Source organism: Pseudomonas citronellolis (assembly GCF_900112375.1).
GTDB lineage: Bacteria > Pseudomonadota > Gammaproteobacteria > Pseudomonadales > Pseudomonadaceae > Pseudomonas > Pseudomonas citronellolis.
Genome location: NZ_FOLS01000013.1, coordinates 164919 through 179613, shown reverse-complemented (window position 1 = coordinate 179613; position 14695 = coordinate 164919). Strand labels below are relative to the sequence as shown.

The following is a 14695-nucleotide window of genomic DNA, read 5'->3' as shown; positions in this document are numbered from 1 at the left end:
GGTCGTTGTCCTGCTTCAACTGGCGATTCTCGGCCTCCAACTGACGAATCCGCTGCTGCTCGGGTGTCAACGGCTTACCCACTCCCGCCTGCCCCGACAGCTCGGCTTCGTATTGCTGAACCCAGCGGCGAACTGCCGTCTCTCCCAGGTCCATGTCTCGACAGACCTGCGTAATGCTCAGGCCCTGGTCTTTGATCATCTGGACGACTTGCAGCTTGAAGCTGGCATCGAATGCTCTGCGTTTACGGCTCATGAATGACTCCTCTATTCAGTGGATTTTCCACCTATCGAGGTGTCCGAGGAAATTGAACCACCACACTCTTGAACCCAGCACCTGCGTAGCCGGGAAGCTCCATTCGCGAGCAAGCTCGCTCCTACAGGTGGGTTAGCCGGAGGTATCGGCGCGATTCGCGGATGAGATCCGCTCCTACGGGGTGGCCTCACCCCTGTCCTGACGACTGCGCCGAGGTGCTCTTCGTAGGAGCGAGCTTGCTCGCGAACCCAACCATCCGTCACTGGGTTATTCCCCTTCGGGCCAGCGCAAGCGCTGTTCGCGATGGAGCCGCGTCCCGCGTTCGCGGGAATGACGGGGGATGGAGAGGCGTTTCAGGATGACTCCAAACTTCCCATCCGCTCAGGACAGCCCCCTCTCCCGCTTGCGGGAGAGGGTTGGGGAGAGGGGCTCTTCGCGCCCGGCCAGCCTCAATGCTTGATCATCACGTGCCGCGCCACCGTGTAGTCCTCCAGGCCGTACAGCGACAGGTCCTTGCCGTAGCCGGACTGCTTGAAGCCGCCGTGGGGCATTTCGCTGCACAGCATGAAGTGGGTATTGACCCAGGTGCAGCCGTACTGCAGGCGCGCCGCCACCCGGCTGGCGCGGCCGACGTCGCGGGTCCACACCGAGCTGGCCAGGCCGTACTCGGAGTCGTTGGCCCAGCGGATGGCCTGCTCGACGTCGCTGAACGGCGTGACCGAGACCACCGGGCCGAACACCTCGTTGCGCACTATCTCGTCGTCCTGCTGGGCGTTGGCCACCACCGTCGGCTGGTAGAAGAAGCCGTTGCCGGCCACCGCCGCGCCGCCGGTGGCGATGCGGATGTGCGGGCTGGCCTTGGCCCGTTCGACGAAGCCGGAGACGCGCTCGCGCTGGCTGGCGGTGATCAGCGGGCCCAGCTCGGTGGCCGGGTCGTCCTGCAGGCCGGTCTTCAGGCTGGACACGGCGCTGGCCAGGTCGGCGACGAAGTTGTCGTAGATCTTCTTGCCGGCGTAGATGCGGCAGGCCGCGGTGCAGTCCTGGCCTGCGTTGTAGAAGCCGAAGGTGCGGATGCCCTCGACCACGTCGGCCAGGTCGGCGTCGTCGAAGACGATCACCGGGGCCTTGCCGCCCAGTTCCATGTGCAGGCGCTTCACGCTGTCGGCGGCGCTGCGGATGATGTGCTTGCCGGTGCCCACCGAGCCGGTCAGCGAGACCATGCGCACCAGCGCGTGGCTGACCAGCGGGCTGCCCACCGTGGGGCCGCGGCCGAACACCAGGTTGACCACCCCGGCGGGGAACAGCTCGGCGATGAACTCGGCCAGGCGCAGGGCGGTCAGCGGCGTCTGCTCCGAGGGCTTGAGCACCACGCAGTTGCCGGCGGCCAGGGCCGGGCTGAGCTTCCAGGCGGCCATCATCAGCGGGTAGTTCCAGGGCGCGATGGAGGCGATCACCCCCACCGGGTCGCGGCGGATCATCGAGGTGAAGCCGGGCAGGTACTCGCCGGCCGCCGAGCCGGGCAGGCAGCGGCAGGCGCCGGCGAAGAAGCGGAACACGTCGGCGATGGCCGGGATTTCGTCGTTCAGCGCCGCGGCGTAGGGCTTGCCGCAGTTCTGCGATTCCAGGCGCGCCAGTTCCGCGGCGTGCTCTTCGATCCTGTCGGCCAGGCGCAGCAGGAGCTGCGCGCGGTCCTTCGGGGTGGTCTGCGACCAGCCGTCGAAGGCGGCGTCGGCGGCGCGCACGGCGGCGTCCACCTGGGCCTCGCTGGCCTCGGCTATCTGGCCCAGCACCTCGCCGGTGGAGGGGTTGAGGATGTCCAGTTTCTCGCCTTCGCCGGCGACGAACTGGCCGTTGATCAGGAGTTTGCTTTGCATTGCGGGGCTCCTCTGGTTCGGTGGCTGGATGCCCGCCGCGGCGGGCCGCCGGTTCACTTGCCGCCGCCGGCCACGTCGCTGGTGCCGCGGGTCAGGTAGTAGGCGCCGAGGATCGGCAGCATGGTCGCCAGCATCACCAGCATGGCCACCACGTTGGTGATGGGCACGTCGCGCGGGCGCGTCAGCTGGTTCAGCAGCCACAGCGGCAGGGTGCGCTCGTGGCCGGCGGTGAAGGTGGTGACGATGATCTCGTCGAAGGACAGCGCGAAGGCCAGCATGCCGCCGGCCAGCAGGGCGGTGGCGATGTTCGGCAGGACGATGTAGCGGAAGGTCTGCCAGCCGTCGGCGCCCAGGTCCATGGAGGCCTCGATGAGGCTGAACGAGGTGCGGCGGAAACGCGCTATCACGTTGTTGTAGACGATCACCACGCAGAAGGTGGCGTGGCCGATGACGATGGTCAGGAAGCCCGGCTCGATGCCGAGGGTCTTGAACGCCGAGAGCAGGGCGATACCGGTGATGATGCCGGGCAGGGCGATGGGCAGGATGAGCATCAGCGAGATGCCTTCCTTGCCGAAGAAGTCGCGGCGGTACAGCGCGCCGGCGGCCAGGGTGCCGAGCACCATGGCCACCAGGGTGGCGACGCAGGCGATCTTCACCGACAGCCAGATGGCGTCGAGCACGTCGCCGCGCTGGGCCACCTCGGCGAACCAGCGCAGGGTGAAGCCCTGCAGCGGGAAGCTGTAGGCCGACTCCTCGGTGTTGAAGGCGTAGAGCAGGATCACCAGGATCGGGAAGTGCAGGAACACCAGCCCGCCCCAGGCGGCCAGGCGCAAGGCCCAGGAAGCTCGCTCAGAGTGCATCGAAGGCCCCCAGCCGCTTGGCGATGGACAGGTAGACGGCGATCAGCACGATGGGCACCAGGGTGAAGGCCGCGGCCAGCGGCATGTTGCCGATGGAGCCCTGCTGCACGTAGACCATGGTGCCGATGAACAGCCCGCTGGGGCCCACCAGCTGCGGGATGATGAAGTCGCCCAGGGTCAGGCTGAAGGTGAAGATGGAGCCGGCCACCACGCCGGGGAAGGCCAGCGGCAGGATGACCTGGGCGAAGGTCTGCCGCGGCCGCGCGCCCAGGTCGGCGCTGGCCTGCAGCAGCGACGGCGGCAGGCGCTCCAGGGCGGCCTGGATCGGCAGGATCATGAACGGCAGCCAGATGTAGGTGAACACCCAGAAGCGCCCCAGGTGCGAGGTGGACAGGGTGTTGCCGCCCACCCCGGGCACGTCCAGCAGCAGGTTGAGCAGGCCCAGCAGGTGCAGCTTCTCGATGATCCAGTAGAGGATGCCGCCCTTGGCCAGGATCACCGTCCAGGCGTAGGCCTTGACGATGTAGCTGGCCCACATCGGCAGCATCACCGCGATATAGAAGAAGGCCTTTTCCTTGGGCCCGGCGAAGCGCGCCATGTAGTAGGCGATGGGGAAGGCCAGCACGGCGCTGGCCAGGGACACCGCCACGGCCATGCCCAGGGTGCGCAGGACGATGTCGTAGTTGGCCGGGTTGAACAGCGCCGCGTAGTTGGCCAGGGTCAGCTGCGGCGTCACCGCCATGGTGAAGTCGTCGAAGGTGTAGAAGCTCTGCCAGAGCAGGGCGAACAGCGCGCCGATGTAGATCACCCCGAACCACAGCAGCGGCGGGATCAGCAGCATCAGCAGGTAGAGGCTGCTGCGCCGGTAGAGGAAGCTTGTGACGGCGCGCATCATGGCAGCGGTTCCTCGCGCAGCGGCACCAGCGCGCTGCGCGCCCAGCAGGCGCTGACCGCCTCGCCGGGCTGCGGGCGCTGCTCCTCGCGCTCGCCGTTGGGCAGCGCGGCCACCAGCCGGCCGCCGGCGTCCAGGGCGATCTCGTAGCGGCTGGCGGCGCCCAGGTACTGCACGTCCACCAGGGTGCCGGCGACCTGCAGCTCACCCTCGCGCGGCTGGCCGAAGCGCACGTGCTCCGGGCGCAGCGACCAGGCACCGGCCGCGCCGAGCAGGCGCCGGGCGAGGTCGCCGCGCAGCACGTTGGCGGTGCCGACGAACTCGGCGACGAAGGGCGTGGCCGGCTTCATGTAGAGGTTGCGCGGGGTGTCCACCTGTTCGATGCGGCCCTTGTTGAACACTGCCACGCGGTCGGACATGGACAGCGCCTCGCCCTGGTCGTGGGTGACGAAGATGAAGGTGATGCCCAGCTGGCGCTGCAGTTTCTTCAGTTCCACCTGCATCTGCTCGCGCAGCTTCAGGTCCAGCGCGCCGAGCGGTTCGTCCAGCAGCAGTACCCGCGGGCGGTTGACCAGGGCCCGGGCCAGGGCCACGCGCTGGCGCTGGCCGCCGGAGAGCTGCGCCGGCTTGCGGCTGCCGTAGGTGGCGAGGGCGACCATGTCCAACGCCTCTTCGGCGCGCTTGAGCCGCTCGGCCTTGGCCACGCCCTTGACCTTGAGGCCATAGGCGACGTTGTCCAGCACGTTCATGTGCGGGAACAGCGCGTAGTCCTGGAACACCGTGTTCACGTCGCGCTCGTAGGGCGGCAGCCCGGCGGCCTCCTGGCCATGGATGCGGATGGAGCCGGAGGAGGGCTGCTCGAACCCGGCGATCAGGCGCAGGCAGGTGGTCTTGCCCGAGCCGGAGGGGCCGAGCATGGAGAAGAACTCGCCATCGCGGATTTCGATGGACACCCGGTCGACGGCTTTCACCTCGCCGTAGTGGCGGCTCACCTCGGTGAACTGGACGGCTGTGGTCATGGCGCTACCCGCGTGGCTGGTGTGCTTTAACAGGGTAGTGCATGGGGGAGGGGCCGACGTGGGGCGTACGACCGTTTGCGGTTGTATGCCGTTGTGCCTGAGTCCGAGTGGGCTGGCGATCGAGGTCAGGTGGCGGATAGTCATGAACGGTTGCCGGGGGTTCTGTGCGATGCAAGAGCCCCTCTCCCTAACCCTCTCCCTGAAGGGAGAGGGGACCGTTCGGAGTGCGCGGATGCTCTTGAGTTAGCCGGCTTGTACCGAGTTGCCGGCTGAAACCATCACTTCTCTCGGCACGGACTAGCCCCCTCTCCCTTCAGGGCGGGGCGCGCAGCCGAGGGCTGGGGAGAGGGCGCTCCTGGTCCTGGCACCGCAGCCACCGGCAAACCCCGTTCGCGAGCAAGCTCGCTCCTACGAAAAGCCGGCGCGCTACCTGCCGCCCATGATCGCAATGTAATCCTGCGTCCACCGGCTATACGGCACGTACTTCCCACCCTCCGCCTGCGGCGTCTTCCAGAAGGCGATGCGGTCGAACTGGTCGTAGCCGTTGGTGGCGCAGCCCTGGGCGCCGAGCAGTTGGCTGCCCTTGCAGCCGGCCGGCACCGCCGGCACCGAGCCGAACCAGGCGGCGACGTCGCCCTGCACCTTGGGCTCCAGCGACCAGTTCAGCCACTTGTAGGCGCAGTTCGGGTGCTTGGCGTCGACGTGCAGCATGGTGGTGTCGGCCCAGCCGGTGACGCCCTCGGCGGGGATGGTCGAGGCGATCGGCTGCTTCTCGCCCTGCAGGGCGTTGACCTGGTAGGGCCAGGAGCCGGAGGCGGCCACGCCTTCGTTCTTGAAGTCGCTCATCTGCACGGTCGCGTCGTGCCAGTAGCGGTGGATCAGCGCGTGCTGGGCGCGCAGCAGCTTGAGCACCGCGGCGTACTGTTCCTCGGTGAGCTGGTACGGGTCCTGGATGCCCAGGGACGGTTCGGTGGCCCTGAGGTAGATCGCGGCGTCGGCGATGTAGATGGGCCCGTCGTAGGCCTGCACGCGGCCCTTGTTGCTCTTGCCGTCGGGCAGTTGCTGTTCCTTGAACACCACGCTCCAGCTGTCCGGCGCCTTGGGGAACACCTTGGTGTTGTACATCAGTACGTTCGGGCCCCACTGGTAGGGCGTGCCGTAGTGCTTGCCGTCCACGGTGTGCCAGGGCGCGTCCTGCAGGCGCGGGTCGACGTTCTTCCAGTTGGGGATCAGGCTGACGTCGATCGGCTGCACGCGCTTGCCGTACACCAGGCGCAGCGAGGCATCGCCCGAGGCGGTGACCAGGTCGTAGCCGCCCTTGGCCATCAGGCTGACCATCTCGTCGGAGGTGGCGGCGGTCTTCACGTTGACCTTGCAGCCGGTCTCCTTCTCGAAGGGCGTCACCCAGTCGTAGTTCTTGTCGCTCTCGCCGCGCTCGATGTAGCCGGGCCAGGCGATGATGTCGAGGGCGCCTTCGGGCGTGCCGCTCTGGGCGGCCTGCAGGGCGGCGCTGGCCAGGGCGCAGGCGCCGGCGAAGGCCAGGGGGGCGAGTTTCGGGGAAGGCATGGTCGGACTCCTGTTGGGGGTTCGGAGCCTCTGCGGCCGTACCGCACCGCAGGCGGGGCACCTGGGCGACAGCATTGTGTCATGGCGAAACGACATCTCTGGCAGCCTAGCCGCGCCCGGCGGGGGCTACAAGCGCAGGCTCGCCATCCACGCATAAGCATAGGCGCAAGCGCGGCGGGCCGGTTGCCGCCGCTGGCCTAGACTGAAGCGGTTGGCGCCAAAAGGGGCGGCGCCGGCCCGTTGCCCGCGCCGGTTGCACCAAAGTGGCGCACCCAGGCCGGGCTTGTTTTGCAAGCCATTGAAACCCAAGGCTTTGTTTCGATGGCACGGGGCTTGCGATGGCAAGGCTACTGGTGGCGACAAGGAGTTCGGCATGTCCCGCACTTTCTACGACGAGATGTATGACGCGAATGGCCAGTGCCGGGCGCACTACCGCGAATTCGCCCGATGGCTGGCGGCGGCGCCGCCGGAGATGCTGGAGCAGCGCCGGCGCGAGGCCGACCTGCTGTTCCACCGCGCCGGCATCACCTTCACCCTCTATGGCGACGAGCAGGGCACCGAGCGCCTGATCCCGTTCGACACCATCCCGCGCAGCATTCCCATGAGCGAATGGCGCGTGGTGGAGCGCGGCTGCATCCAGCGGGTGCGCGCGCTGAACATGTTCCTCGCCGACCTCTACCACGGGCAGCGCATCATCAAGGCCGGGGTGGTGCCGGCGGAACAGGTGCTGACCAACGAGGGCTACCAGATCGCCATGCAGGGCCTGGACCTGCACCGCGATCTCTACGCCCACATCGCCGGCGTCGACCTGGTGCGCGACGCCGACGGCAGCTACTACGTGCTGGAGGACAACCTGCGCACCCCCAGCGGCGTGAGCTACATGCTCGAAGACCGCAAGATGATGATGCGGCTGTTCCCCGAGCTGTTCGCCGCGCAGCGCATCGCGCCCATCGACCACTACCCGAACCTGCTGCTGGAGACCCTGCGCAGTTCCAGTCCGCTGGACAACCCCAGCGTGGTGGTGCTGACCCCCGGGCGCTTCAACAGCGCCTACTTCGAGCACGCCTTCCTGGCCCGCGAGATGGGCGTGGAACTGGTGGAAGGCGCCGACCTGTTCGTCCGCGACGAGCGCGTGTACATGCGCACCACCGCCGGCCCGCGCCCGGTGGACGTGATCTACCGGCGCCTGGACGACGCCTTCCTCGACCCGCTGGCCTTCAACCCCGAGTCGATGCTCGGCGTGCCCGGCCTGCTGGCGGCCTACCGCGCCGGCAACGTGGTGCTGGCCAACGCCATCGGCACCGGGGTGGCCGACGACAAGTCGATCTACCCGTACGTCGGCGACATGGTGCGTTTCTACCTGTCCGAGGAACCAATACTGAAGAACGTGCCCACCTGGCAGTGCCGCAAGCCGGCCGACCTGTCCCACGTGCTGGCGCACCTGCCGGAGCTGGTGGTCAAGGAAACCCAGGGGTCCGGCGGCTACGGCATGCTCGTCGGCCCGGCTGCCAGCAGCCAGGAGATCGAGGCCTTCCGCGAGCGCATCAAGGCCCGCCCGCACGCCTACATCGCCCAGCCGACGCTGTGCCTGTCGACCTGCCCGACCTACGTCGACAGCGGCATCGCGCCGCGGCACATCGACCTGCGGCCGTTCGTGCTGTCCGGCCGCGAGACGCGCCTGGTGCCCGGCGGGCTGACCCGCGTGGCGCTGCGCGAGGGCTCGCTGGTCGTCAATTCGTCACAGGGTGGCGGTACCAAGGACACCTGGGTGGTGGAGGACTGACATGCTGAGCCGTACCGCAGCCGACCTGTACTGGATGTCCCGCTACCTGGAGCGCGCGGAGAACCTCGCGCGCATGCTCGACGTGAGCTATTCGCTGTCGCTGATGCCGCCGGACGATCGCGGCGGCGGCGCCGACGAACTGGCCATGCCGCTGTTGATCACCGGCACCATGGACGACTACCTGGAGCGCCACGGGCAGATGCAGCCCGAGCGCATGCTGCACTTCTTCGCCCTCGACGCCGACAACCCGGCGAGCATCTACCGCTGCCTGCAGGCCGCCCGCGGCAACGCCCACGCGGTGCGCGGGCGGATCACCGCGGACATCTGGGAGAACATCAACGCCACCTGGCTGGAGATGCGCAGCATCGCCCAGCAGGGCCTGGGCCGCTACGGCATCAGCCGCTTCTGCGAATGGGTCAAGGAGCGCTCGTACCTGTTCCGCGGCGCCACCTACGGCACCATCATGCGCGGCGAGGCCTCCAGCTTCATCCGCCTGGGCACCTTCATCGAACGCGCCGACAACACCCTGCGCCTGCTCGACGCCCGCTACGAACTGCTCGGCGAGGAGGCCGAGGAGGTCAGCGATACCTCGGCGCGCGGCTACTACCAGTGGAGCGCGCTGCTGCGCGCGCTGTCCTCCTTCGAAGCCTACAACGAGATCTACCGTGGCTCGCCCGATGCCCGCCACGTGTCCGAACTGCTGCTTTTGCGTGCCGAGGTGCCCCGTTCCCTGCAAGCCTGCGTGGAGGAACTGGACGGCATCCTATCCACCTTGCCCGGCGACAACGGCCGCCCGGCGCAGCGCCTGGCCGCCGAACTGGCCGCGCGCCTGCGCTACACGGCGATCGACGAAATCCTCGGTGACGGCCTGCACGCCTGGCTCACCGACTTCATCCTGCTGATCCGCCAACTGGCCCGGGCAATCCACAGTTCCTATCTGGAGGCCGTATGAAACTCGCCATCAGCCATGACACCACCTACCGCTACGACGACCCGGTGCGCGCCAGCATCCAGTACCTGCGCCTGACGCCCCAGGAAAGCGAGCGCCAGCACGTGCTCAGCTGGGAGCTCACGCTGCCGCGCCCGGCCCGCGCCCAGCGCGACCCCTACGGCAACGTGCTGCACGTGCTGAGCATCGACGAACCCCACGAGGCCGTGGTGATCCGCGCCCGCGGCCTGGTGGAGATCGACGAGAGCCGCGAGGCCGAGCACGACGACCAGTCGCCGCTGCCGTTCCTGCGCTTCACCCGCCTGACCACCCCGGACGACACCCTGCGCGCCTTCGCCCTGGCGCAGTGCGGCGAGGCCCGCGACCGCAACGCGCTGATCAAGCTGATGCATGCCCTGCACGCGCAGATGCCGTTCCAGCCGGGCGCCACCGGCGTCGAAAGCACCGCGGCCGAGGCCTTCGCCGGCGGCGCCGGGGTGTGCCAGGACCATACCCACGCCTTCCTCGCCTGCGCGCGCAGCCTGGGCATTCCGGCGCGCTTCGTCTCCGGCTACCTGTACCGCGGCAGCGACCGGGACCTGGCCAGCCACGCCTGGGCCGAGGCCTGGCTGGACGACGCCTGGTACAGCTTCGACGTGACCAACGAACTGGCGCGCCCGGAGCGCCACCTGAAGCTGGCGGTGGGCCTGGACTACCTGGACGCCTGCCCGGTGCGCGGCATGCGCCGCGGCAGCGGCCTGGGCGAGCAGATGCACGCGCGGGTGGTGGTGGCGCCGCTGCTGCGCAGCCAGCAGTGAGGCCGGTGGAGGAGGGCGCGCCTGGCGCGCCCGCTGCCACGGGACGGAAACCCGTGGTGGTCTAGTATTGCCGGGCAACCCCTGAAGAAGGCCATCCCATGACCTATTGCGTAGCCATGTGCCTGGACGAGGGCCTGGTGTTCGCCTCGGACTCGCGGACCAACGCCGGCATCGACCACATCGCCACCTTCCGCAAGCTGTTCACCTTCGGCGTGCCCGGCGAGCGCCTGATCGTGCTGCAGAGCGCCGGCAACCTGGCCACCTCGCAGTCGGTGGTGAACCTGCTGAAGCAGCGCCTGGACGACGCCAGCCAGGTGAACCTGCACAGCGTGCCGACCCTCTACGAAGCCACCGCGCTGGTGGCCGCCACCGTGCGCGAGGTGGTGGCCCGCGACGCCGCGCCGCTGGCCGGCAACACCGACCTGACCTGCTCCTTCCTGGTCGGCGGGCAGATCGCCGGCGGCCCGCCGGAGCTGTACAGCATCTACCCCCAGGGCAACTTCATCCAGGCCACCGAGGACACGCCCTTCCTGCAGCTGGGCGAGAGCAAGTACGGCAAGCCGATCCTCGACCGCAACCTGGAATTCACCACCAGCCTGGCCGAGGGCCTGCGTTGCGCGCTGGTGTCCTTCGATTCGACGATTCGAAGCAACCTCTCGGTGGGCATGCCGCTGGACCTGCTGGTGTACCACCGCGACAGCCTGATCGTCCCGGCGGGCTACCGGGTGACGGAGGAGGATGCGTACTACGCGAGCATCCGCAAGCAGTGGTCGGCGGGGTTGCATGAGCTGCTGGCGGAGCTGCCGGCGCCGCCGGTGGAGTACAACATCTAGGGGGCTGTTCGTGCCACCGGGCGTCCAATCGCGGACAAGGTCCGCTCGGGTGCAGGTCTGCTCGTAGGATGGTGTTGAGCGAAGCGATACCCATCGCCATGACCGCATGGGTTTCGCAAGCTCAACCCATCCTACGAAAAGCATCCCGGCGCAGTCGGTGAGACAACTGCTCCTGCAGTTCCAGGGAAGCACGGACGTAGGAGCGGACTTTGTCCGCGATTGGACTCACCGGCCACACCGGACGCCCCCTCTCCCTAGCCCTCACCGCTCCCGCAACGCCTCCCACCGCGCCTTCAGCACCGGCTTGAGCAGATAATCCAACACACTCTTCTCACCCGTAATGATATCCACCGTCGCCACCATCCCCGGGATGATCAGCAGCGGCTTGTTGTCCGGCCCCAGATGATTCTTGTCGGTACGCACCTGGATCAGATAGAACGCGTTGCCCTTGTCGTCGGTGATGGTGTCGGCGCTGATCATCTCCAGCTTGGCCTTCAGGCCGCCGTAGATGGTGTAGTCGTAGGCGCTGAACTTCACCGTGGCCGGCTGGCCGGGGTGGAGGAAGGCGACGTCCTGCGGGCGGATCTTCGCTTCCACCAGCAGGTTGTCCTCCAGCGGGACGATTTCCACCATGTCGCTGCCCGGCTGCACCACGCCGCCGATGGTGTTGACCTTCAGCTGCTTGACGATGCCGCGCACCGGCGACACCACGGTGGTGCGGCTGACCTTGTCGTCGATGGCGCGACTGGTGGCGGTGAGTTTGTTCAGCTCGGTGCGGGCCTCGTTGAGGTCCTTCAGGGCGTCGGTGCGGAAGGCCTGGCGCGATTCGTCGATCTTCCGCGCGATCTCCTGCATCGCCGCTTCGGCGCGGGGGATGGCCAGGGTGGTGGCGCTCAGCTCGCCGTTGATCTCCACCACGCTGCGGCGCAGGCGCAGCAGTTCCACCGGGGAGATGGCGCCGCTCTTGACCAGCGGCGTGGACATGTTCAGCTCCTGCTGCACCAGGCCGAGGCTGGAACGGTACTGCTGGGCCTTGGCGCGGAATTCCTGCAGTTCCTGGTTCTTCTGCCGCAGCTGTTCCTGGAGGATGCTCACCTCGCTGGCCTGGCGCGCCTGGCGGCTGTGGTAGAGCTGCAGCTGGTCGTCGACCACCTGCGGCGCGGTCTGCTTCAGGGCGTCGGAGAAGTCCGGCTCGCGGCCCTCGGCCTCGGCGCTCAGGCGTTCCACCCTGGCCTCCAGGGCGTTGCGGTCGGCCTCGGTCTCGCCCTTGTTGGAGGCGAAGCGGGTGTCGTCCAGGCGCAGCAGGGTCTGGCCCTTGTCCACCACCTGGCCTTCGTGGACGAAGATTTCCGAGACGATGCCGCCCTCCAGGTTCTGGATGGTCTGCACCTTGCTGGAGGGGATGGCCTTGCCTTCGCCCTTGGTGACTTCCTCCAGGTGCGCGTAGTGCGCCCAGGCCAGCGCGCAGACCAGCAGCGCGAGCACCGCCCAGAGGGTGATGCGCGCGGCCAGCGGCGAGTCCTCCAGCACCGTGCCCTGGACTTCGGGCATGAACTCGGTGTCGCTGCGGCCGCCGAGGTAGCCCGGCGTCGGTTGCATGCTGCTCATGGCTTCACCCCGCTGCCGGGCCGACGTGGCCCTTGCGCAATGCTTCGATCACCGCTTCCTTCGGCCCGTCGGCGACGATGCGCCCGGCGTCGAGGACGATCAGCCGGTCGACCAGGGCGAGCATCGAGGTGCGGTGGGTGACCAGCAGCAGCGTCTTGCCCGCGCAGCACGCCTGCAGGCGCCGGCGCAGGGCTTCCTCGCTGCTGTTGTCCATGGCGCTGGTGGGCTCGTCGAGCACCAGGATCGGCGGGTCCAGCAGCAGCGCGCGGGCCATCAGCACGGCCTGGCGCTGGCCGCCGGAGAGCAGCTGGCCGCGCTCGCCCACCGGGCGGTCGAAGCCGGCCGGGTGCTGCCGGGCCAGTTCGCTGACGCCGGTCAGCTCGGCCACCTCCAGCATGCGCGCATCGCCGACGTAGCGCGCGCCGAGGGTCAGGTTGTCGCGCAGGCTGCCGGCCAGCAGCGGCAGGTCGTGGGCCACGTAGCCCACCTGCTGGCGCAGGTCGGCGACGTCTATCTGCCGCAGGTCCAGGCCGTCGAGCAGGATCTGCCCCTCGTCCGGCTGGTAGAAGCCCAGCAGCAGGCGCGCCAGGGTGCTCTTGCCCGAGCCGCTGCGGCCGATCAGCCCGACCTTCTCGCCGGGGGCCAGGCGCAGGCCGATCTGGCTCAGCGCCGCGGCGTTCTGCTCGGGGTAGCGGAATTCCACCTGGCGCATCTCCAGCGCGCCATGCAGCTGGGTGCGCTCCAGCGGGCGCTGGCTGGCCTGGCGCTCCTGGGGCAGGGCCATGAGCGCGTCGGTGCTCTTCATGGTCAGGCGCGCCTGCTGGTGGCGGGTGATCAGCCCGGCGATCTGCCCCAGCGGCGCCAGCACCCGGCTGTTGAGCATGTAGCAGGCGACCAGGGCGCCGACGCTGAGCTGGCCGTCGAGGATGGCGTAGACGCCGCAGATGATCAGGGCCATGCCGGCGAACTGCTGGACGAACAGGGTGCCGTTGGTGGCCAGGGTGGCGAGGAAGCGGGCGTGGTTGTCCAGGCGGGTGAGGGCGCCGTGGGTGGCTTCCCAGCGGTACTGCCGCTCGCTCTCGGCGCCGCAGGCCTTGAGCGTTTCCAGGCCGCCGAGGGTCTCGATCAGCAGGGCCTGGCGCTCGGCGCCGAGGGTCAGGCTCTTCTGCACGGTGTCGCGCAGGCGCACCTGGATCAGGTAGGCGAAGCCGATGGTCAGCGGGAAGGCCAGCAGCGGCACCGCCACCAGCCAGCCGCCGAGCAGGCCGATGACCACGATCATCAGCAGCGAGAAGGGCAGGTCGATGAGGCTGGTGAGGGTCAGCGCGGTGAGGAATTCGCGCAGGCCCTGGAAGTCGTGGATGCTCTGGGCGAAACCGCCGACCGTGGCCGGGCGGAACTTCATGGCCATGCCGGTGATGCGCTCGAACAGCGTGGCCGAGAGCACCACGTCGGTCTTCTTCCCGGCCATGTCCAGCAGGTGCGAGCGCAGCACCCGCAGCAGCAGCTCGAAGAGGGTGCCCAGCAGCAACCCGCTGGCCAGCACCCAGAGGGTGGAGATGGCCTGGTTGGGCACCACGCGGTCGTAGGTCTGCATGACGAACAGCGGCACCAGCATGCTCAGCAGGTTGATCAGCAGGCTCGCCACCAGGGCGTCGGTATAGAGCCAGCGCGACAGCTTGAGGGTGTCGCGGAACCAGGCCTCGACCCGCGGCACCAGCGGCTGGCGCGCTGCCTCCAGCTCATGGCGCGGGCGGGCGAACAGGGCCAGGCCGCTGTACTGCGCGGCCAGCTCCTCGGTGCTCACCCACTGCTCGCCGCCCTCGGTCTCGCAGGGCAGGATCAGCGCCTGGCCGTCCGCGCCCCACTGGCGCAGCACCGCGCTGCGCCCGCCGTCGAGCAGCAGCAGCACCGGCAGGTTCAGCGCCGGTATGGCCTTCAGCTCGCGGCGCAGCAGGCGCCCCTGCAGGCCGGCGCGGGCCGCGGCGCGGGGCAGCAGCTCGGCGTTCAGGCGTTGCTGCGGCAACGGCAGGCCGGCGCTCAGGCTGGTGCGGCTGACCGAACAGCCGTGCAGGCGGCAGAGGATCAGCAGGCCGTCGAGCAGGGGGTCGTCGTGGCTCAGGCGGGGATCGTCCGCTGCGGGGTTGCCGCGCTCCTGGATGATCATGGTCACGCTACTTCTCCCGGGCTTCTGCGAGCCCCGTGCGGCCGCCGCGCCCCGCAAACGCCGCCGGCCGGTGGGACCGGCGTCGGGCGGCGGG

General features: G+C 68.7%; 12 protein-coding genes. 4 read left to right on the top strand and 8 right to left on the bottom strand.

The genetic code is table 11. The features are described 5' to 3' along the window. From BM060_RS14620 to ydcS, 6 genes are all read right to left on the bottom strand, one after another. The coding region (locus BM060_RS14620) for a transposase (protein WP_143096591.1) at positions 1-253 on the bottom strand (253 nt) is incomplete at its 3' end. Between the two features lie 449 nt (positions 254-702). Continuing rightward, positions 703-2127, bottom strand: coding sequence for a gamma-aminobutyraldehyde dehydrogenase (locus BM060_RS14615; protein WP_074980706.1), 1425 nt, complete (start codon positions 2125-2127; stop codon positions 703-705). A 53-nt stretch (positions 2128-2180) separates the two neighbouring features. After that, entirely contained in the window at positions 2181-2987 is an 807-nt protein-coding gene (locus tag BM060_RS14610) for an ABC transporter permease (RefSeq protein ID WP_009618775.1), read from the bottom strand. Beyond that, complete coding sequence (locus BM060_RS14605; protein WP_074980705.1) at positions 2977-3882, bottom strand: ABC transporter permease; 906 nt, start codon at positions 3880-3882, stop codon at positions 2977-2979. The genes BM060_RS14610 and BM060_RS14605 overlap by 11 nt, the downstream gene beginning before the upstream one ends. Continuing rightward, positions 3879-4898 (bottom strand): ABC transporter ATP-binding protein, encoded by a 1020-nt coding sequence (locus BM060_RS14600; RefSeq protein WP_009618779.1) that lies wholly within the window; start codon positions 4896-4898, stop codon positions 3879-3881. The genes BM060_RS14605 and BM060_RS14600 overlap by 4 nt, the downstream gene beginning before the upstream one ends. Before the next feature lie 426 nt (positions 4899-5324). Next, positions 5325-6464: a putative ABC transporter substrate-binding protein YdcS gene (gene ydcS, locus BM060_RS14595; RefSeq protein ID WP_074980704.1), complete on the bottom strand. Its 1140-nt coding sequence runs from the start codon at positions 6462-6464 to the stop codon at positions 5325-5327. A gap of 373 nt (positions 6465-6837) precedes the next feature. On the opposite strand from ydcS, the gene BM060_RS14590 reads away from it, so the two are divergent. From BM060_RS14590 to BM060_RS14575, 4 genes are all read left to right on the top strand, one after another. After that, complete coding sequence (locus BM060_RS14590; RefSeq protein WP_074980703.1) at positions 6838-8247, top strand: circularly permuted type 2 ATP-grasp protein; 1410 nt, start codon at positions 6838-6840, stop codon at positions 8245-8247. Position 8248: 1 nt separating this feature from the next. Next, positions 8249-9199 (top strand): alpha-E domain-containing protein, encoded by a 951-nt coding sequence (locus BM060_RS14585; RefSeq protein ID WP_074980702.1) that lies wholly within the window; start codon positions 8249-8251, stop codon positions 9197-9199. After that, positions 9196-9993 (top strand): transglutaminase family protein, encoded by a 798-nt coding sequence (locus BM060_RS14580; protein ID WP_058490186.1) that lies wholly within the window; start codon positions 9196-9198, stop codon positions 9991-9993. Before BM060_RS14585 ends, BM060_RS14580 begins: the two co-directional genes overlap by 4 nt. A gap of 98 nt (positions 9994-10091) precedes the next feature. Beyond that, positions 10092-10826, top strand: coding sequence for a proteasome-type protease (locus BM060_RS14575; RefSeq protein ID WP_009618786.1), 735 nt, complete (start codon positions 10092-10094; stop codon positions 10824-10826). A 261-nt stretch (positions 10827-11087) separates the two neighbouring features. Here BM060_RS14575 and BM060_RS14570 read toward each other — a convergent pair whose 3' ends face one another. Together BM060_RS14570 and BM060_RS14565 are read right to left on the bottom strand one after the other, a co-directional pair. Continuing rightward, a complete protein-coding gene (locus tag BM060_RS14570; protein ID WP_074980701.1) occupies positions 11088-12434 on the bottom strand; it encodes an HlyD family type I secretion periplasmic adaptor subunit in 1347 nt (448 codons plus the stop codon). Positions 12435-12438: 4 nt separating this feature from the next. After that, a complete protein-coding gene (locus BM060_RS14565) occupies positions 12439-14601 on the bottom strand; it encodes a type I secretion system permease/ATPase (protein WP_074980700.1) in 2163 nt (720 codons plus the stop codon). Between the last annotated feature and the right edge of the window lie 94 nt (positions 14602-14695).